This is a genomic window from Aurantimonas sp. A2-1-M11, from assembly GCF_036549475.1.
GTDB lineage: Bacteria > Pseudomonadota > Alphaproteobacteria > Rhizobiales > Rhizobiaceae > Aurantimonas.
Genome location: NZ_JAZHLI010000007.1, coordinates 1 through 19,087, shown reverse-complemented (window position 1 = coordinate 19,087; position 19,087 = coordinate 1). Strand labels below are relative to the sequence as shown.

General features: G+C 65.5%; 15 protein-coding genes and 1 pseudogene. All 16 read left to right on the top strand.

From position 1 onward, the window contains the following. The first annotated feature begins 40 nt into the window (after positions 1-40). The 16 genes and pseudogenes from miaB (at position 41) to VQ042_RS04745 (ending at position 18,866) form a co-directional block, all read left to right on the top strand. Positions 41-1,492 carry a tRNA (N6-isopentenyl adenosine(37)-C2)-methylthiotransferase MiaB gene (gene miaB / locus VQ042_RS04820; RefSeq protein ID WP_331816140.1) on the top strand — a complete coding sequence of 484 codons (1,452 nt, stop codon included), beginning with the start codon at positions 41-43 and terminating at the stop codon, positions 1,490-1,492. Between the two features lie 44 nt (positions 1,493-1,536). Then, the gene (locus tag VQ042_RS04815; protein ID WP_331816138.1) at positions 1,537-2,535 is read left to right on the top strand and encodes a PhoH family protein; all 999 of its coding nucleotides are present in this window, start codon (positions 1,537-1,539) and stop codon (positions 2,533-2,535) included. Further along, on the top strand, positions 2,535-3,134 hold the full coding sequence (ybeY, locus tag VQ042_RS04810) for an rRNA maturation RNase YbeY (protein ID WP_331816136.1): 600 nt from the start codon (positions 2,535-2,537) through the stop codon (positions 3,132-3,134). Before VQ042_RS04815 ends, ybeY begins: the two co-directional genes overlap by 1 nt. Further along, positions 3,118-4,179, top strand: a complete 1,062-nt coding sequence (locus VQ042_RS04805) for a hemolysin family protein (RefSeq protein ID WP_442880033.1) — start codon at positions 3,118-3,120, stop codon at positions 4,177-4,179. The genes ybeY and VQ042_RS04805 overlap by 17 nt, the downstream gene beginning before the upstream one ends. 143 nt (positions 4,180-4,322) lie before the next feature. Beyond that, positions 4,323-5,993, top strand: coding sequence for an apolipoprotein N-acyltransferase (lnt, locus tag VQ042_RS04800; RefSeq protein WP_442880035.1), 1,671 nt, complete (start codon positions 4,323-4,325; stop codon positions 5,991-5,993). A gap of 148 nt (positions 5,994-6,141) precedes the next feature. Next, on the top strand, positions 6,142-6,576 hold the full coding sequence (locus VQ042_RS04795; RefSeq protein WP_331816132.1) for a helix-turn-helix domain-containing protein: 435 nt from the start codon (positions 6,142-6,144) through the stop codon (positions 6,574-6,576). A gap of 169 nt (positions 6,577-6,745) precedes the next feature. After that, on the top strand, positions 6,746-8,002 hold the full coding sequence (gene metK / locus VQ042_RS04790; RefSeq protein WP_331816130.1) for a methionine adenosyltransferase: 1,257 nt from the start codon (positions 6,746-6,748) through the stop codon (positions 8,000-8,002). 6 nt (positions 8,003-8,008) lie between these two features. Then, positions 8,009-8,710 (top strand): tRNA (guanine(46)-N(7))-methyltransferase TrmB, encoded by a 702-nt coding sequence (gene trmB, locus VQ042_RS04785; protein WP_331816128.1) that lies wholly within the window; start codon positions 8,009-8,011, stop codon positions 8,708-8,710. Positions 8,711-8,942: 232 nt separating this feature from the next. Further along, positions 8,943-9,551 carry a ribosome maturation factor RimP gene (rimP, locus tag VQ042_RS04780; protein WP_331816126.1) on the top strand — a complete coding sequence of 203 codons (609 nt, stop codon included), beginning with the start codon at positions 8,943-8,945 and terminating at the stop codon, positions 9,549-9,551. Positions 9,552-9,729: 178 nt separating this feature from the next. Continuing rightward, positions 9,730-11,337, top strand: a complete 1,608-nt coding sequence (nusA, locus tag VQ042_RS04775) for a transcription termination factor NusA (RefSeq protein ID WP_331816124.1) — start codon at positions 9,730-9,732, stop codon at positions 11,335-11,337. A 25-nt stretch (positions 11,338-11,362) separates the two neighbouring features. Then, a pseudogene (locus VQ042_RS04770) lies at positions 11,363-11,992 on the top strand (RNA-binding protein); the annotation flags it as partial. A gap of 129 nt (positions 11,993-12,121) precedes the next feature. Then, positions 12,122-15,205 (top strand): translation initiation factor IF-2, encoded by a 3,084-nt coding sequence (gene infB, locus VQ042_RS04765; protein ID WP_331816122.1) that lies wholly within the window; start codon positions 12,122-12,124, stop codon positions 15,203-15,205. A gap of 131 nt (positions 15,206-15,336) precedes the next feature. Beyond that, positions 15,337-15,753: a 30S ribosome-binding factor RbfA gene (rbfA, locus tag VQ042_RS04760; RefSeq protein WP_331816120.1), complete on the top strand. Its 417-nt coding sequence runs from the start codon at positions 15,337-15,339 to the stop codon at positions 15,751-15,753. Next, a complete protein-coding gene (truB, locus tag VQ042_RS04755) occupies positions 15,753-16,739 on the top strand; it encodes a tRNA pseudouridine(55) synthase TruB (RefSeq protein WP_331816118.1) in 987 nt (328 codons plus the stop codon). The genes rbfA and truB overlap by 1 nt, the downstream gene beginning before the upstream one ends. A 97-nt stretch (positions 16,740-16,836) precedes the next feature. Continuing rightward, the gene (corA, locus tag VQ042_RS04750; RefSeq protein WP_331816116.1) at positions 16,837-17,928 is read left to right on the top strand and encodes a magnesium/cobalt transporter CorA; all 1,092 of its coding nucleotides are present in this window, start codon (positions 16,837-16,839) and stop codon (positions 17,926-17,928) included. A 2-nt stretch (positions 17,929-17,930) separates the two neighbouring features. Next, entirely contained in the window at positions 17,931-18,866 is a 936-nt protein-coding gene (locus VQ042_RS04745) for an alpha/beta hydrolase (protein ID WP_331816114.1), read from the top strand. Positions 18,867-19,087: the final 221 nt, after the last annotated feature.

The window sequence follows — 19,087 nt, the reverse complement described above, 5'->3', positions numbered from 1 at the left end:
GCGCGCCGACAGTCATACGAGGGGCCGATCAGAAGGGCGCATGACCGACACGACCGCAGCAACATTTCCGGCCAGAACCGGCGTCAATTCCCGCAAGGTCTTCATCAAGACCTATGGCTGCCAGATGAACGTCTATGATTCGCAGCGCATGGGCGACGCCCTGGCGCGGGACGGATACGAGCCGACCGAAGTGATCGAGGATGCCGATCTCGTTCTTCTCAATACCTGCCATATTCGCGAACGGGCCGCCGAGAAGATCTATTCCGAACTGGGGCGCATCCGTCTTCTGAAGGCTGAAAAGGCCGAGCAGGGGATCCAGATGCGGGTCGCCGTCGCCGGTTGCGTGGCCCAGGCCGAGGGCCGGGAGATCATCGACCGGGCACCCGTGGTGGATCTCGTCATCGGGCCCCAGACCTATCACCGTCTGCCCGAGGCGCTCGCACGAGTGGACCGCGGCGACAAGGTGGTGGAGACCGACTACGCCGTCGAGGACAAGTTCCGGCACCTGCCCAAAGTGACCGCTGGGCAGATCCGTTCGCGCGGCGTCACGGCCTTTCTCACCGTCCAGGAAGGCTGCGACAAGTTCTGCACCTTCTGTGTCGTGCCCTATACGCGGGGGTCCGAGGTTTCGCGCCCCCTCTCCCAAATCATGAGCGAGGCACGCGCACTTGCGGCGGCCGGCGTGCGCGAGGTCACGCTTCTCGGCCAGAACGTCAACGCCTGGTCCGGGCAGGATGAGGCCGGTCGGGACATCGGCCTCGGCGGGTTGCTGAGGGCTCTCGCCGTGATCCCCGGCTTCGCGCGTCTGCGTTACACGACGTCCCATCCCCGCGACATGGCCGACGACCTGATCGCCGCCCATCGCGATCTGCCGGCGGTGATGCCCTATCTTCACCTTCCAGTGCAGTCGGGATCCGACCGCATCCTGAAGGCGATGAACCGTCGGCACACGGCCGCCGACTATCTCACGCTCCTCGATCGCATTCGTGCAGCCCGCCCCGACATTGCGCTGTCCGGCGATTTCATCGTCGGTTTTCCGGGGGAAACCGATAAGGATTTCGAGGCCACGATGAGCCTGGTCTCAAACGTACGCTACGCCTCGGCCTTTACCTTCAAATATTCCCCGCGACCCGGCACACCCGGCGCGACGATGGACGGGCATGTCGACGAGGCGGTCAAGTCGGAGCGGCTGCAACGGTTGCAGGCGCTGCTGCGCCAGCATCAGGTCGATTTTGCCGAGAGACTCGTCGGTCGCGACCTCGATGTCCTGGTCGAAAAGCCCGGGCGCTATGCCCACCAGCGGGTCGGGCGCTCGCCCTTCCTGCAGCCGGTGGTGATGGATGCAACTGCCGGCGAGATCGGCGACATCGTCACCGTGCGGATCGAATCGACCCTGCCGAACTCGCTGCTGGCGACCGGCGGCGCCGTTCCTGTCGAAAGCAGGTCATCAGGGGGCGCCGTGAGCGCCGAGCCGATAAGGAAGATCGCTTGAGGACGGAGCGCAGTACCGCAGCCCCCGTGTCGGGCGCATCCGACATGGCCCATATCGTTTTGACCTACGAAGACAATCGCCTCGCCGGCTCGCTCTTCGGCCAGTTCGACGAGCATCTCGCGCTTCTCGAGCAGAAACTGAAGGTCGACGCACGGGCCCGTGGCAACAAGGTCGAGATCCGCGGCGATTCGACGAGTTGCGAACAGGCGCGGCGGGCGCTCGACTATCTCTACGAGCGGCTACAGGCGGGCACCGAGATCGGCATCAAGGATGTCGAGGGGGCTATCCGCATGGCAATCGCGGCGGACGATCAGCTCTATCTGCCGACGCTGGAGAAGAAGGGCCGAATGTCGCTGGCACAGATCTCCACGCGGCGGCGGACGATCCATGCGCGTACACCGACGCAGGACGCCTACATGCGGGCGCTGGAGCGTGCCGAACTCGTCTTCGGTGTCGGTCCGGCCGGCACCGGCAAGACCTATCTGGCCGTCGCCCATGCTGCCATGCTTCTCGAGCGCGGACAGGTCGAACGCATCATCCTGTCGCGCCCGGCGGTCGAGGCCGGAGAGCGGCTGGGCTTCCTGCCCGGCGACATGAAGGAGAAGGTCGATCCGTATCTGCGACCCCTCTACGACGCCCTCTACGACATGATTCCAGCCGAGAAGGTGGAACGGGCGCTGGCTGCCGGCGCGATCGAGATCGCGCCCCTGGCCTTCATGCGCGGCCGGACCCTGGCGAATGCGGCCGTGATCCTCGACGAGGCGCAGAACACCACCACCATGCAGATGAAGATGTTCCTCACCCGCCTGGGAGAGAACGCTCGGATGGTGGTGACCGGCGATCCCTCCCAGGTCGATTTGCCTCCCGGACAGAAATCCGGTCTCGCAGAGGCACTGCGCGTTCTGGAAAAGGTGCCGCAGGCGGTGACGGTTCGCTTCGATGCCAAGGATGTTGTCCGGCATCCGCTCGTCCAGGCGATCGTCGAGGCCTATGAGGAAGATGCAACGCGCGCGCGGGCGCCGGGCATCCCGGCAACCCGATAATGCCCCGACCGCACTCTGGTCTCGCCTACGATATGCCAACCTATGACGGACTGACCGTCGCCCTTGCCGTAAAGGATCCGCGCTGGGACGAGGCGGGGCTTGGCGACATCGCTGTCATGGCGACGCAGACCTTTGCGGTCGCGGCAGCGCGACTGAGTCTTCCCGGCGACCTTGTCAGCGAGATCTCATTGACGCTGGCCGACGACGAGACTGTGCGCGCCGTCAATGCCGAATGGCGCGGGAAGGACAAGCCGACCAATATCCTGTCCTTCCCGCTGGCCGACCTCGAGCCCGGTGAACGTCCCGGCCCGCTTCTGGGCGATCTTCTGGTGGCCTTCGAGACGGTTCGCCGGGAATCCGCCGACGAGGGTAAGGCCATGGCGGACCATTTCCGCCATCTTCTGGTCCACGGCTTTCTGCATCTTATGGGCCTCGACCACATTATCGACTCCGAGGCCAGCGACATGGAGGCGGCGGAGATCGCCATCCTTGCCGAGTTCGAAATCGCCGATCCCTATAGCGACGAACCCGGTCCCTTGAACGAAGCCGAACAGGACGTTCCGGCGAACCAAGAGCGAGACGATGACCTTCGACACTGACGCTGCGGCTGACGGCAACCGAGGATCCGCCGGAGCCGAGAACGGCGACGACCACGCTGGCGAAGACCGAAGTCGGCGCGGCGCAAACCGCGGTGAGGGCTTCTTCGGCGGCCTGATCCACCGGGTGCGTCCGCGCATGCCCCGTCTGATGCGCGAGGACCTGACCCAGGCCCTGCTGCATCACGATCCCGGCGAGGGGGCCTTCTCGCCTGAGGAACGGGCGATGCTCAACAACATCCTGCGGCTGCGCGAGTTGCGCGTCGAGGACGTCATGGTGCCACGCGCCGACATCCAGGCGGTGGACATCACCACCACCCTCGGTGAACTGATGAAGCAGTTCGAATCGAGCGGCCACTCGCGCATGCCGGTTTATGGCGAAAGCCTCGACGATCCGCGCGGCATGATCCACATCCGCGACGTCGTGGGCCACATCACCCGTGTTGCTCGTCCCGCCAATGGCCAGGCTGCGAAGGAGCCGGCCGCCAAGGCCAGGGCCGGCCTTGATCTGCGCCAGATCAACCTCGCCCGCAAGGTTTCCGACCTTGGCATTATCCGCAAGGTGCTGTTCGTGCCGCCTTCCATGCTGGCGACCGATCTGATGGCCCGCATGCAGGCCACCCGGACGCAGATGGCGCTGGTCATCGACGAATATGGCGGTACCGATGGCCTTGTCTCGCTGGAGGACATCATTGAGATGGTCGTCGGCAATATCGAAGACGAGCATGACGACGACGCGCCGATGATCACCGAGAGTGGCGATGGCATCTATTACGCTGACGCCCGCGCAGATCTCGACGAGGTTCGCAAGCTGGTCGGCGAGGATTTCGACATCAGCGAGTATGAAGACGAGGCCGACACCATTGGCGGCCTCTTGTTTTCCGAGCTCGGTCGAGTGCCGGCCCGTGGTGAGGTGGTGCAGGCCGTGCCTGGCTTCGAATTTCAGGTGCTCGACGCCGATCCGCGTCGGGTTCGCCGCGTGAGGATCGTGCGTTTCCGGCAGGGTGAGAAGCGACGCCGCTTTGTGGAGGGGCTGGCCGACGCCTGATCCGGCGCCGGCATAACCCGGCTGTCTCAGCGGGAGTGCCGGCAGCCGAATGTTCTGCCTATCGTCGGCACGGGCGTGATATGTCGGCCTGACCATATTCTGCAGGGGGCCCTGTGAGCGTTATCTCACGCCGCGACGAGCGCATTCGCGACAACAATTTTCTGGACCGGCTCGCCGGGTGGGTGTCGCTCGTAGAGGGCTGGCGTCGTGTGCTCCTGACCCTGGCGGCGGGCGCGGTGTGCACGCTTGCGTTGCCGCCGTACAATTTTCCGGCCGTGGGTTTCATCGGCTTTCCGCTCTTCGTCTGGCTTCTCGATGGAGCCGCCCAGGACCCGGGCCGATCGCTGCTGGGTCGCATGGCACCGGCCTTTGCGACCGGCTGGCTGTTCGGCTTCGGCTATTTTGTTGCCGGCCTTTGGTGGCTTGGGGCGGCGATGATGGTCGACGCCGCGAGCTTTGCGATTTTCATCCCGCTTGCAGTGCTTGGCCTGCCGGCAATCCTCGCGGTCTACTTCGGTCTGGCCGCTGCGCTTGCCCGTTTCGTCTGGACCGACAGCGCCTATCGTATCTTCGCTCTCGCTGGCTCCCTGGCGCTGTTCGAATATCTGCGCGAGATCCTGTTCACCGGTTTTCCCTGGAACGAGATCGGTGTCATGGCCGCGCCGCTGCCTGTGTTGATGCAGACAACGTCGTTGATCGGCATCCATGGGCTGACACTCTTCGCCGTCATCGTCTTCGCAAGTCCCGCCGTGCTCGCCGACAGGTGCGGTCGCGGGACGGTCCTGGTGACCGCGGCGGCGCTCCTTGTCCTACACGTGGGATACGGGGTCTGGAGGCTCGAAACGCATCCGACCGAACTGGTCGAGAATGTCCGCGTGCGAGTTGTCCAGCCGAACATCCTGCAGTCGTTGAAATGGGATGGGCGGGAGGCCGAACGGATCTTCGACCGCCATCTGTCCCTGACCCGGAGCGACGCAGTCGCGGCCTCCACGGGCGATGCCTCCGCAGCGGCCTCCGAACCAGCGACGGCGGCCGGACCGGTTGATGGAGAAATCCGAACGCTGATCGTCTGGCCAGAATCCGCTTTCCCCTTCCTCCTGACGGAACGGCCGGACGCGATTGCGCGAATCGCCGAAGTGCTTCAGCCGGGCGAGACGCTGATCGCAGGCGCCGCGCGTCTGGAGGGCACGGACATAACGACTTCGCGTGTGTATAACTCGGTCTACGTCATCGATGATGCGGGCCAGATCGTCGATGCCCGGGACAAGACCCACCTTGTGCCCTTCGGGGAGTATCTGCCGTTCCAGGATCTGCTCGAAGGCTTCGGCCTGTCCCAACTGGCAGAAATGCCCGGGGGGTTCTCTGCTGGCACAAACCGCAGTCCGGTTCCCCTCCAGGATGCACCGTCCTTCCTGCCGCTAATCTGCTACGAGATCATCTTCCCCTCGGAGATATCCGCAGGAGCGCCGGACACGCGGCCAGGCTTTTTCGTCAATGATACCAATGACGCATGGTACGGTGATACGCCTGGGCCCTATCAGCATCTCCGGCTGGCCGAACTCACTTCGGTAGCATTCGGTCTGCCATTGGTGCGCAGCGCCAACACCGGAATTTCGGTTGTGACAGATGCCTATGGCCGGCAGCTCGACGGTCTTGCGCTCGGCGCCACGGGAACCATTGAGACCGCTTTGCCGAGGGCGAGCAACGCCACGATTTACGCTCGATGGGGCAATACACCATTCTGGATCGCATTCTTGGCAATATGGATGGTTCCGATAGTAGCCCGATTAAGGATGCGCGCTCTGATTGATTGACATGCGCGACGCAGGCTGACTAACCCGGAGATCGAAATTGATTGCGACAATTTCTTGCGGTCCGGGGCGAGGTGCAGCCGGGTATATCGGCAGTTCGGATCGTAGGAATGCGCGATAGTCGATGATGCTGAGAACAGAAGGTCCTGCCATGGTCGACAATAAAAAGAAGCCCAATCCGGTCGACATCCATGTCGGGTCTCGTGTGCGCCTTCGCAGGACCATGCTCGGCATGAGCCAAGAAAAGCTGGGCGAGAGCCTTGGCATAACATTTCAGCAAATCCAAAAGTACGAGAAGGGTACCAACCGCATCGGCGCTAGCCGGCTGCAGCGGATTTCAGAGGTCATGACGGTCCCGGTGTCTTTCTTTTTTGAAGAAGCCCCTACCGGTTCCTCCGGCGGAAATGGATTGCAGGAAACATCGGGCTCCGATTACGTCGTTGACTTCCTCTCCTCTTCGGAAGGGCTCCAGTTGAACCGGGCCTTCGTCCGTATTGCTGATCCAAAAGTGCGCCGTCGCGTGATCGATCTGGTCCGCACGCTGGCCGATGCGGGCGAACCTGACGGCCACGTTGCGAGCGAGTAGTGCCGGTCTTCGAAATCCAGTGCACTTGACGCCGCGCCGCCATTGCCTCAAACCGCACTCCGCAAGATCAAGCCGGGCGTAAGTTACAATTGCCATGCCCTGAGTATGGCGAGCTCTCGCGTCTGACTGACCCCAAGAGGGGATTCTCCAGAAACGGAAAGAGGGATCGATGGCGCGTCCTGACTATGTCTTCACCAGCGAAAGCGTGTCGGAGGGGCATCCCGACAAGGTCTGCGACAGGATTTCGGACGAGATTGTTGACCTAATCTATCGCGAGGCAAAGAAGACTGGCGTTGACCCTTGGTCGGTACGCATCGCCTGCGAAACCCTAGCAACCACCAATCGCGTCGTCATTGCCGGTGAAGTCCGCCTGCCGCCCAGCCTCATGAAGACCGACAAGAATGGCAACGAGGTCATTAACGCCGGCCGCTTCCGGTCCGCCGCCCGTCGCGCCATCCGCGATATCGGTTACGAGCAGGACGGATTCCACTGGAAGACTGCCAAGATCGAAATCCTGCTGCATTCGCAGTCGGCAGACATCGCTCAGGGCGTCGATAAGGCATCTGATGCAGAGGACGGCAGCAACCAGGCCGAGGGCGCCGGCGACCAGGGCATCATGTTCGGGTATGCCTGTCGAGAGACCCCTGATCTGATGCCGGCCCCAATTTTCTACTCGCACAAGATCCTTGAAATCCTAGCGGCGGCCCGCAAGAAGGGCGAGGGCGACGCGGCCCATCTCGGCCCCGACGCCAAAAGCCAGGTGACGGTGCGTTACAAGGACGGCGTGCCGTCCGAGGTCATCTCGATCGTCCTGTCGACCCAGCATACCGACGACACGTGGGATTCGGCCAAGGTGCGCCAGGTGGTCGAGCCCTATATCAGAGAGGCTCTCGGCGATATTGCGATCGCCGACGACTGCGCGTGGTATATCAACCCGACTGGCAAGTTCGTCATCGGAGGCCCGGACGGCGATGCGGGCCTGACCGGCCGCAAGATCATCGTCGATACCTACGGCGGCGCCGCGCCGCACGGCGGCGGAGCGTTTTCAGGCAAGGACACGACCAAGGTCGACCGTTCAGCAGCCTATGCGGCTCGCTATCTCGCCAAGAATGTCGTGGCGGCCAAGCTTGCGGACCGCTGCACGATCCAACTCGCCTATGCGATCGGCATCGCCCAGCCTCTGGCGGTCTATGTCGACCTTCACGAAACCGGCAAGAACGTCGATGAAGTGGCGATCGAGAAGGCGCTCCGCGCAGTGATGGACCTGTCCCCAACCGGCATCCGGCGGCACCTTGATCTCAACAAGCCGATCTACGCCAAGACCGCCGCCTACGGCCATTTCGGCCGCAAGCCGGGCCGTGACGGTTCCTTCTCTTGGGAGAAGACCGATCTTGCGCCGAAGCTGAAGGCCGCTCTGGCCAGCTGAACTGATATGGCGGCCGAAGGACAACCCGAGCGCTCGCGAGAGGCGTTCTTCGGCCGCCTGAAGGGGCCAAGGCTTCGGCCCGGTCAGGCTGCATTGATCGAAGAGGTCCTGCCGAGATTGCGGCTGGATATCACGGAGCCGGCGCCGCGGTCCCTGACCGAATTGTTCGAGATTGCCGTCGACTCGGTGCGCCTCGAAATCGGGTTTGGGGGCGGTGAGCATCTTCTGCATGAGAGCGGACGCTATCCCGGCACCGGCTTCATCGGGGTCGAACCCTTCGTCAACGGCATGGCGAAATTCCTCAGCGCCATCCAGGATGCACCGCGGCCCAATGTCAGTCTCTATGACGACGATGCCACGCGACTGCTCGACTGGTTGCCCCATGGCAGCCTGTCGGGCGTCGACCTGTTTTATCCCGACCCCTGGCCCAAGCGCCGCCATTTCAAGCGCCGCTTCGTCAACGAGCGCAATCTCGACCGGATTGCCCGTGTCCTGAAGCCGGGTGCACTCTTCCGATTCGCCTCGGATATCGACACCTACGTCGACTGGACCTTGGGTCATTGCCGCGATCATGCCGGATTCGAGTGGACGGCGTGCCGTGCGGCCGACTGGCACCGACCCTATGAAGCCTGGCCCGGCACCCGGTACGAGGCAAAGGCGATCCGCGAGGGTCGACCACCCGCCTATCTGACCTTCCGCCGCAACTGACCCGCCCCATAGGCTGGTCTGGCTCGAACATGCTTGATGCACCGGGCAAAACGGCGTATACCCCTCCCAAATTCTCTGCGATGTGGTCGAGAGAGTGGGTCCTGCCGGTCCCGCTCTTTTTTGTTACCGGGGGTCCGGTTCTTCGTCGATTACGCGTCCGACGACGCCAATCCACATCGCGGATCGATCAATTGGGCCGGCGCCGGGCCCGCAACCGTTCTCTCGGAGCAACGTGACGACCGAAACTGACCGCATCGTGAAGGAACAGGGACTGGAGGGCCGCATCGCCGAGATCGTCGAGCCGGCGATCGAGCAGATTGGCTATCGGCTGGTGCGCGTGCGCACCTCTGGTCTGAACGGCATGACTGTCCAGATCATGGCGGAGCGCCCGGACGGCACGATGACCGTCGAGGACTGCGAAGCGGTCTCTCGCGCGATCTCTCCGGTGCTCGATGTCGACGATCCGATCGACAAGGCGTATCATCTGGAGGTGTCCTCGCCGGGCATCGACCGGCCGCTCGTGCGCAAGGGCGACTTCGAGACCTGGGCCGGCTTCCTGATGAAGCTCGAGACCAGCCGTCTGGTTAACGACCGCAAGCGTTACCGCGGCAAGATCGTAGCCGTTGGCGACGAGGCGATTACCGTCGAGCGGGACCAGCCGGCCGAGGGCGAGCCGGGCGCGGTGGAGATTCCCTTCGACGCCATCGGCGAGGCCCGGTTGATCCTGACCGACGATTTGATCGCGGCAGCGCTGAAGTCTGACAAGGCTGCCCGTAAGGCGCGGGGCGATGTTGATCCGGACGTGGGCGACGGCGATGGGGCGGGAGCCTCGGAACACTAGAATGCTGCGGCAGGCCTTTGCGCCTGCTGTGAAAACTGAAGGTAAGCCGAGTGCTGCGGCGCGAGCCGGTCGCGAGGTCGACCGGACGCCATAAGCCGCCAATCTGGTCGGCCGGAAGCGATGATGGGACTGGCTGCGGCTCACGGCGGTGGACGGTTCGAAGTCAGGAGAGAAGACAATGGCAGTCAGTGCGAACCGGCTGGAGCTTCTGCAGATTGCGGACGCTGTCGCGCGGGAGAAGTCGATCGATCGGGATATAGTCATCGGGGCCATGGCCGACGCCATCCAGAAGGCGGCGCGTTCACGCTACGGCCAGGAAACCAACATCCGCGTCGACATCAATCAGAAGACCGGTGAGATGAAGCTGCAGCGGCTGCTCGAGGTCGTTGAAGAGGTCGAGGACCCCAACACCCAGATCTATCTCGACCTCGCCCGGGACAAGAATCCCGACGCCGAGCCGGGTGACTTCATTGCCGAGCAGCTGCCGCCGATGGATTTTGGCCGCATCGCCGCTCAGTCCGCCAAGCAGGTCATCGTCCAGAAGGTTCGCGATGCCGAGCGTGACCGCCAGTACGACGAGTACAAGGACCGTGTCGGCGAGATCGTCAACGGCACCGTCAAGCGCGTCGAATACGGCAACGTCATCGTTGATCTCGGCCGCGGCGAGGGCATCATCCGCCGCGACGAGCAGATCCCGCGGGAGCTTTTCCGATATGGCGATCGCGTTCGCGCCTTCGTCTACGACGTGCGCCGCGAGCAGCGGGGCCCGCAGATCTTCCTGTCGCGCACCCATCCGCAGTTCATGGCGAAGCTCTTCACCATGGAAGTGCCCGAGATCTACGACGGTATCATCACCATCAAGGCCGTTGCCCGCGACCCGGGCTCGCGCGCTAAGATCGCTGTCACGTCGAGTGACTCATCGGTCGATCCGGTCGGTGCCTGTGTCGGCATGCGCGGCTCGCGTGTGCAGGCGGTTGTCGGCGAACTCCAGGGCGAGAAGATCGACATCATTCCCTGGTCGCCCGATGCTGCATCCTTCCTCGTCAACGCCCTGCAGCCCGCCGAAGTCGCCAAGGTCGTGCTCGACGAGGACGCCGAGCGTATTGAAGTCGTGGTCCCCGATGACCAATTGTCGTTGGCGATCGGTCGTCGCGGACAGAACGTGCGGCTCGCCTCGCAGCTGACAGGCTGGGACATCGACATCCTGACCGAACAGGAAGAATCCGAGCGCCGCCAGAAGGAATTCGCCGAGCGGTCGGAAACCTTCATGAATGCCCTGAACGTCGACGAGATGGTGGGGCAGGTTCTTGCCTCGGAAGGCTTCGCGACCGTCGAGGAAATCGCCTATGTCGACCAGGACGAGGTCGCTGCGATCGAGGGTTTCGATGACGAGACGGCCTCTGAGATCCAGGAGCGCGCCCGCGAGTTTCTCGATCGGCGCGAGGCAGATTTTGACGCCAAGCGCGTCGAGTTGGGCGTCAGCGACGATCTTCGGCAGATTAGCGGTCTGACGACGCCGATGCTGGTCGCGCTGGGCGAGGACGGCGTCAAGACGATGGAAGACTTCGCCGGCTGTGCGGCCGATGATCTGATCGGCTGGACCGAGCGTAAGAACGGTGAGACGACGCGCTTCCCTGGGGCATTGTCTGCCTTCGAGGTGTCGCGCGCCGATGCCGACCAGATGGTGCTGCAGGCGCGTTTGATCGCTGGCTGGATCACCGAAGCGGATCTGGCCGGGCCGGAAGAAGAAGAGCCAGAGGCGGTCGAAGAAGATCAGGCGGTCTGAGGCGGGCGGCACGCCGGGAAGCGGCATGACGGAGGACACAGGCGAGGCGGAGGTGGAATTGAACGATCGTACGTGCATCGTTTCACGTCGGACGTGCGATCCTGCCGATCTCATCCGCTTCGTGCGTGGTCCCGATGGGGCCGTCGTGCCGGACTTGCGCCGTCGACTTCCCGGTCGAGGAGCACATGTCTCTCTGGACCGAAACCTGGTGGACGAGGCAGTCCGTCGCAAGCTGTTCGCCCGGGCGTTCCGGGCACAGGTTGCCGGGCCACCCGATCTCGGCGACCAGGTGGACGGGTTGCTGGCTAGGGCCGCCTTGGGCGCCCTCGGTCTGGCTCGCAAGGCCGGTCAGCTCGTGACCGGTGCGACCAAAGTGGATACGGCCATCCGGTCGGGACGCGCGCTCATGGTGATCCATGCAAGCGATGCAGCACCGGACGGAATACGCAAGCTGGATGCGGCGCGGCGCGCCGTTCTGCGGACCGGTGGAGCGGAGATTTCATCCCTGCGTCTGCTCGGAGCGGACGAATTGGGTTTGGCCTTTGGCCAAGGGAATGTGATACATGCAGCGATCCTTGCCGGTGGCGCGGGCTCGGCTGCTGTGACGTGCCTTCGAGCACTCGCGACGTATCGGGGCGAAAGCTCCGGATCGGTTTCAGGCGCGGCCCCAGGGTCCGCCGGGGTCGTGACTGATACTGGGAACGACATGGGAGCGCCTTTACAGCGACGCTCCGGGCAAGATGAAGGGCGCGGGCTCGATCCCGCGCAGGAAGCGGAAGCGTAGATGAGCGATACCAAGTCCGGCGACGACAAGACGCTGAGCGTTAGCACGAAGAAGACCCTGACCTTGAAGCGCAGCGGCGTCGAGCAGTCGACGGTGCGGCAGAATTTCTCGCATGGGCGAACCAACAACGTCGTCGTCGAGACCAAGAAGCGGCGGGTCGCCAAGCCGGAGGAGCGCGAGGCATCGCCCGCGATCGCCGCTGGGTTGAAGCCGCGTGCACCGCAGCCGGCCGCGCCGACAGAGACACCGGCGGCCGCCACGTCGCCTCGCGTCTCGCCGACGAGCACACCGCCGACGCCGCCGCAGGCGGGCGGACGCCCGCCCCAGATCCAGCTTGGTCCCAAGCCCGGCGAGGAGCTCGCTGCCAAGGCGCCGGTCGCCAGCGAGCCGGAACCGACGGTCGAGGCGAAGTCCGAGCCTGTTCCCGAGGCGAAGGCGACTCCCGAAGTCGACGCTCCTGCGGAGATCCCTGTACCGGCTGCGCCAGCCGCCGAACCGGAAGCGCCCGCCGCCGAGGCCGCAAAGCCTGCCGCACCGAAACAGGCTGCACCCGCGGAAACGCGTCCGACGCCTGCGGCACCGACCCCGACGGCCCGTCCGGCAGATGGCCGCACGGGTGCCGCACCCCAGGGTCGCGGTGGCCAGACAGCCGCTGGCGCGCGTCCGACGCAGGGCGGTGGTCGCCCGGCCGGCCGCGACGAGCGTCGTCCTGCCGCGCCGGCCGGTGGCCGTCAGCCGCGGGGCGCCGTGCTCAGCGATCTGTCATCGCGCGAGATGGATGCCCGTCGCCGTGCGCTCGAACTTGCCAAGCAGCGGGAAGCCGAGGATCGCCGTCTGTTCCAGGAACAGGAAGCCAAGCGCGTTGCCGATGACGAACGCCGCCAGCGCGAGCGCGAGGAATCCGAGCGCCGCCAGGCCGAAGAGAACGCACGGCTCGAGGCCGAGGCAGAGGCGCGCCGCAAGGCAGAAGCCGATGCCGAACGCCGCGCACCGCAAGCCAAGACCGACGCCAATGCCCCGGCACCATCCCCGGCCGACGCCGAGGCCGCCGAGGCTGCCGCCGCACGCACTCGCGGCGATGGCCGTCGCCGGCCCGGCGAGGACGACGATGCGCGCGCTCGTCCGGGCGTTCGTCGGCCGGTCAAGGGCGCCGAGGCACCCAAGCCGGTCCGCCCGGATCGCGATGCGGGCCGCCGTCGCGGCAAGCTGACACTCGACAAGGCGCTGACCGCCGAAGACGGTGCCCGGGGACGGTCACTTTCGTCGATCCGGCGCCGCCAGGAGAAGTTCAAACGCTCGCAGCAGAATACGCCGCGAGAGAAGATTGCCCGCGAAGTGATTATTCCAGAGACGATCAGCATCCAGGAACTCGCCAACCGCATGTCGGAGCGTTCCGTCGACGTCATCAAGTTCCTCATGCAGCAGGGACAGATGATGAAGCCGGGCGACATCATCGAAGCGGATCTGGCGGAGCTCATAGCGTCGGAGTTCGGACACACGGTTCGCCGCGTGGCGGAGTCCGATGTCGAGGAAGGCATTTTCGACGTTCAGGACAATGTCGACAAGCTGCAGACGCGGCCGCCTGTCGTGACCATCATGGGCCATGTCGACCACGGCAAAACGTCGCTGCTGGACGCGATCCGCAAGACTTCAGTGGTATCCGGCGAGTCCGGCGGCATCACCCAGCATATCGGCGCCTACCAGGTCGAGCAGGACGGTCAGAAGATCACCTTCATCGACACGCCGGGCCACGCCGCCTTTACGGCGATGCGAGCCCGTGGTGCCCAGGCGACCGACATCGCGGTGCTCGTGGTGGCAGCTGACGACAGCGTCATGCCGCAGACGATCGAGTCCATCAATCACGCCAAGTCGGCGGGTGTCCCGATCATCGTGGCTATCAACAAGATCGACAAGCCGGGCGCCGACGCATCGAAGGTTCGCACCGGCCTCCTGCAGCATGAAGTGTTCGTGGAATCCATGGGCGGCGAGGTCCTCGACGTCGAGGTCTCCGCTACCAAGGGACTTAACCTCGACAAGCTGCTCGAGGCAATCCTGCTCCAGTCCGAACTGCTGGATCTGAAGGCCGATCCGGAGCGAACCGCCGAAGGCACGGTCATCGAGGCGCAGCTCGACAAGGGCCGCGGTCCGGTCGCGACCGTACTCGTCCAGACCGGCACGCTCAGGATCGGCGACATTGTTGTGGCTGGCGACGAATGGGGCCGTGTGCGCGCCCTGATCAACGACAAGGGCGAGCAGATCAAGGAAGCGACACCGTCGACGCCCGTCGAGGTGCTGGGCATGCAGGGCACCCCGCTCGCCGGCGATCGCATTGCCGTGGTCGAGAACGAGGGCAAGGCCCGCGAGATTGCCGATTATCGCCAGCGGCTCGCCCGCGAGAAGCAGGTCGCCAAGAATGCCGGCCAGCGCGGTTCGCTCGAGCAGATGATGTCTCAGCTGCAGGATACGGGGCTCAAGGAATTCCCGCTGCTGATCAAGGGCGACGTGCAGGGCTCGATCGAAGCCATTGTCGGCGCGCTCGACAGCCTGGGCACCGACGAGGTGCGCGCGCGGATCGTCCATTCGGGCGCCGGTGCGATCACCGAGTCGGACGTTGCCCTGGCCGCTGCCTCCAGCGCGGCAATCATTGGCTTCAATGTGCGTGCCAACAAGCAGGCCCGCGACGCTTCGGCCCGCGAGGGCATCGAGATCCGCTACTACAACATCATCTACGACCTGGTGGATGACGTGAAGGACGCGATGTCGGGCCTCCTGTCGCCGGAGCGGCGCGAGACCTTCATCGGCAATGCCGAAATCCGGGAGGTGTTCAACATCACCAAGATCGGCAAGGTCGCAGGTTGTCTCGTCACCGAGGGCGAGGTCGAGCGCGGCGCGGGCGTCCGCCTCATCCGCGACAACGTCGTCATCCACGAGGGCACGCTCAAGACGCTCAAGCGCTTCAAGGACGAAGTGCCCAAGGTCCAGAGCGGCCAGGAATGTGGCATGGCCTTCGAGCGCTACGAAGACATTCGCCAGGGCGACGTCATCGAGTGCTTCCGCGTCGAGCACGTGGCCCGCACGCTGTAGAGCGACGCGGACTCGACTGGTTTGGCCGGCGGGCGGGGAGCGATCCCCGCCCGCCGTGCCTTATGCATCATGCTGGCCGGGAACGGCGAGCATCCTTTGCCCACTCATCGAAATGACGGGACGATTCGGATATGGCCCGAACTTCACCCTCCGGACCCTCGCAGCGCCAGTTGAGCGTCGGCGAGAAGGTCAGGCACGCCTTGACCGAAGTGATGCAGCGCGGCGAGATCAACGATCCGCTGCTGGAGAAGGCGCTCGTGTCGGTCACCGAAGTGCGCATGTCGCCGGATCTGAAGCTGGCGACAGCCTATGTGACGATCCTCGGCCAGACCGAGACCAAGCCCTTCGTCGACGCGCTCAACCGCAACGCCCGCTTCATCCGTGGTCGGCTGACCCCGGCGCTCAAACAGATGAAATACATGCCGGAGGTGCGGTTTCGCACCGATACCTCCTTCGACAATTTCGCGCGGATCGACGCGCTCCTCAAGTCGCCGGAGGTCGCTCGCGATCTTGATGACGAGGATGACGACAACAAGGAAAACGGCTGATGGCACGCCGCGGCAAGAAGCCGAAGGGCCGGCCTATCAATGGCTGGATCATCTTCGACAAGCCCAGGGGCATGGGCTCGACAGAGGCCGTGGCGAAGATGAAGTGGATGTTCTTCGCCCAGAAGGCCGGCCATGCCGGCACACTGGATCCTCTCGCATCCGGCATGCTGCCGATCGCGCTGGGTGATGCGACGAAGACGGTGCCCTTCGTCATGGACGGAAGGAAGGTCTATCGCTTCGCCGTGCGCTGGGGCGCCGAGACCACCACCGACGACACGGAGGGCCCGGCGGTCAACTCGTCCGAGGCGCGGCCGTCGCGGGCCGAGATCGAGGAGCTGCTGGCCGATTATACCGGGGAGATCACCCAGGTGCCGCCGAACTTCTCGGCCATCAAGATCGCCGGGGAGCGGGCCTATGACCTGGCGCGGGAGGGAGAGATCGTGGAGATCGCGCCGCGCACCGTCGTCGTCCACCGGCTGGAGATCGTCGACATGCCCGATGCGGACACGACGATCTTCGAGGCCGAATGCGGCAAGGGCACCTATGTGCGCGCCATCGCCCGCGACCTCGGCCGCGACCTGGGCTGCTACGGCCATGTGGTGGAGCTGCGGCGGGTGTCGGTCGGGGCGTTCGGGGAGGGAGACCTGGTGCCGCTGGCGGAGCTGGAGGCGGCGGCCGAGGAGGGCATGGAGGTGCTCGACGCCGAGGCGATCGAATCCGGTGCGCGGCCGCGGGTGGTCGATTTCCAGCCGCTGGACGAATATCTGGTCAGCCCGGAATCGGCCCTGTCGGACCTCTACGAGGTGATGCTGAGCGACGAGCAGGCCAGCCGCGTCCTGTCCGGCAACCCGGTGCTGCTGCGCGGGCGCGACGCGCCGGCCTTCTGCGACGAGGCCTATGCCACCGGCCATGGCCGGCTGATCGCCTTGGGCTCGGTCGAGGAAGGCTCGTTCCGGCCCAAGCGGGTGTTCGGCGGCAAGGGCTGAGCCGGCCCGCCACGACGGCGCGCCTGTCGATCCGGCAGCCGCGCGTTATCTCGCTGCGTTGACGCCCTGACGGGCCGGAACGACAGCAGAGAGACCCATGAAGCTGACCAAGATTGCCGGCGGCAGGCGCCGGCGCAAGGACAAGGCCCGGCGGTCCGCCGTCGGGGCACCGCCCGGAACGCTGGAAGCCGATCCGCAGGCCGAAGCCTCGGTGATCAGCGTCGTGGCGCTGGGCGGCGGCGAGAGCCTGTACCGCCGGGACGTCACGGTGGATGCGGCGCTGGCGCTGCGGGGCGAATGGCCGCTCGTCTGGATCGACTGTTCGGGCCTCGCCGACATCGCCGCGATCCGCGCCATCGGCGACGCCTACGGCCTGCATCCCTTGTCCCTCGAAGATGTGGTCGACACCGAGCAGCGGCCGAAATGCGAGGTCCAGTCGGACCACGCCTTCGTGGTCATGCGCATGCTGGACCGCGAGGGCAGCAGCGAGCAGCTGTCGCTGTTCTTCGGCGAAGGGTTCGTCCTGACCTTCCAGGAACGCGCCGGCGACAGCTTCGAGCCGGTGCGCCAGCGCATCGCCAAGGGGGCGCCGCGGCTCCTGGCCGGCCATGCCGACTACCTGGCCTATGCCCTGATCGACGCGGTGATCGACGCGTATTTCCCGGTGGTGGACGGGCAGATCGGCCGGGTCGAGCGGCTCGAGGACGACATCCTCGCGGGCGTCGTCGGCGACCAGGTGCGGGAACTGCACGGCCTGCGCCGCGAACTCTTGGGCCTGAAAAGCTGGCTGCGGCCGACCCGGGACGCGCTGGGCGTCATCCTGCGGCTCGACCGGCCCTGGCTGCGGCCCGAGACGCGGGTCTATTTCGCCGACGTGCAGGACCATGCCGACCAGCTGATCGACACCAACGAGACCTATCGGGACACGGCCTCGGGGCTGATCGACCTGCACATGACCCTGTCGGCGGCCAAGACCAACGAGGTGATCAACCTCCTGACCATCATCTCGACGATCTTCATTCCGCTGAGCTTCTTCGCCGGGCTGTGGGGCATGAACTTCAATCCCGAGATCTCCGACTGGAACATGCCGCTGACCCAGCATCCCTATGGCTATCCGATCGCGATCAGCTTCATGGCGACGCTGGCCCTGGGGCTGCTGGCCTATTTCCGCAAGCGGCGGTGGCTCTGACCATGCTCGACCCCCAGGCCAAGGCCGTGCTCGACGATCTGGCGCGCAAGGCGGGCGTGCAGGTGGCGCCTGAAAGCGCCGCCCGGAAACTGGCGAAGGCCCGCGCCATGACCGGGGCCATGGCCGATTATTCGGGCGCACCCCCCGAAGGCGTGTCGGCGCAGGACCTGACCGTGCCGGGGCCGGGCGGCGCCATCGGCGTGCGGCTCTATCGCCCGCAGGGCGTCGCCGTGCCGACGCTCCTGGTCTGGTACCATGGCGGCGGGGCCATGGCGGGCTCGCTGGACGGCCACGACGTGCCGCTGCGCCAGCTGGCGGCGGCGACCGGCCGGGCGATCGCCTCGGTCGACTACCGGCTGGCGCCCGAGCATCCCCATCCCGCCCCCCAGGACGATTGCCTGGCCGCCACGCGGGCGCTGCTGGCACGGGCGGCCGACCTCGGCTGCGATCCGGCGCGCGTGGCGATCGGCGGCGATTCCATCGGCGGGCTGCTGGCTGCCGTCGTCGCGCTGGCGCTGCGCGACGCGGGCGATGCGGGCGGCGCGCCCGAGGCGATGGTGCTGCTCTATCCCAACACCGATCTGCGGCCGGACCGCCGCTGGCCGTCGCTGGCCGGCGAGAGCGGCCATGTGATGACGCGAAGATCGCTCGCCTACGAGAACGACCTGTTCGTGCCCGCCATCGCGGACCGCCACACTCCGTCCGCCTCGCCGCTCCTGGCGCCGGATGTGTCGCGCCTGCCGCGTGCGCTGGTCGTCACCTGCGAGCACGACCCGCTGCGCGACGAGGGCGAGGCGTTCGCCGCCCGGCTGGTCGTGGCCGGCGGGCGGGTGACCCAGCGGCGCGAGGCGGGGATGATCCATGGGCTCCTGCAGATGGATGGCTGGATCGACCGGGCCGCCGACCTGCGCCGCACCGTGGCGGATTTCCTGGCATAGGCCCGGCAGCGCCCAGGCGCCCCGGGCTGCACAGGCGCCGAGGCTGCACGGGCGCCCGAACTGCACCGGCGCAAGGACGCGCCCGGCGGCGCGCGGCGCCCCGGTTGTTAGGGTGCCCGGCCGAAAGCGGCGGGGCGGCTCGTCGGCTGCCCGGGCGGGCAGCGGAGCGCCGGAGGCGGACCCTCCGATATGTGTGCGAACGGCTCGCCTCCGGCGCTCCG

Coding starts and splice junctions, on each gene's coding strand:
- miaB (WP_331816140.1), top strand. CDS start 41: ATGACCGACACGACCGCAGCAACATTTCCGGCCAGAACCGGCGTCAAT.
- VQ042_RS04815 (WP_331816138.1), top strand. CDS start 1,537: ATGGCCCATATCGTTTTGACCTACGAAGACAATCGCCTCGCCGGCTCG.
- ybeY (WP_331816136.1), top strand. CDS start 2,535: ATGCCCCGACCGCACTCTGGTCTCGCCTACGATATGCCAACCTATGAC.
- VQ042_RS04805 (WP_442880033.1), top strand. CDS start 3,118: ATGACCTTCGACACTGACGCTGCGGCTGACGGCAACCGAGGATCCGCC.
- VQ042_RS04795 (WP_331816132.1), top strand. CDS start 6,142: ATGGTCGACAATAAAAAGAAGCCCAATCCGGTCGACATCCATGTCGGG.
- metK (WP_331816130.1), top strand. CDS start 6,746: ATGGCGCGTCCTGACTATGTCTTCACCAGCGAAAGCGTGTCGGAGGGG.
- trmB (WP_331816128.1), top strand. CDS start 8,009: ATGGCGGCCGAAGGACAACCCGAGCGCTCGCGAGAGGCGTTCTTCGGC.
- nusA (WP_331816124.1), top strand. CDS start 9,730: ATGGCAGTCAGTGCGAACCGGCTGGAGCTTCTGCAGATTGCGGACGCT.
- infB (WP_331816122.1), top strand. CDS start 12,122: ATGAGCGATACCAAGTCCGGCGACGACAAGACGCTGAGCGTTAGCACG.
- rbfA (WP_331816120.1), top strand. CDS start 15,337: ATGGCCCGAACTTCACCCTCCGGACCCTCGCAGCGCCAGTTGAGCGTC.
- truB (WP_331816118.1), top strand. CDS start 15,753: ATGGCACGCCGCGGCAAGAAGCCGAAGGGCCGGCCTATCAATGGCTGG.
- corA (WP_331816116.1), top strand. CDS start 16,837: ATGAAGCTGACCAAGATTGCCGGCGGCAGGCGCCGGCGCAAGGACAAG.
- VQ042_RS04745 (WP_331816114.1), top strand. CDS start 17,931: ATGCTCGACCCCCAGGCCAAGGCCGTGCTCGACGATCTGGCGCGCAAG.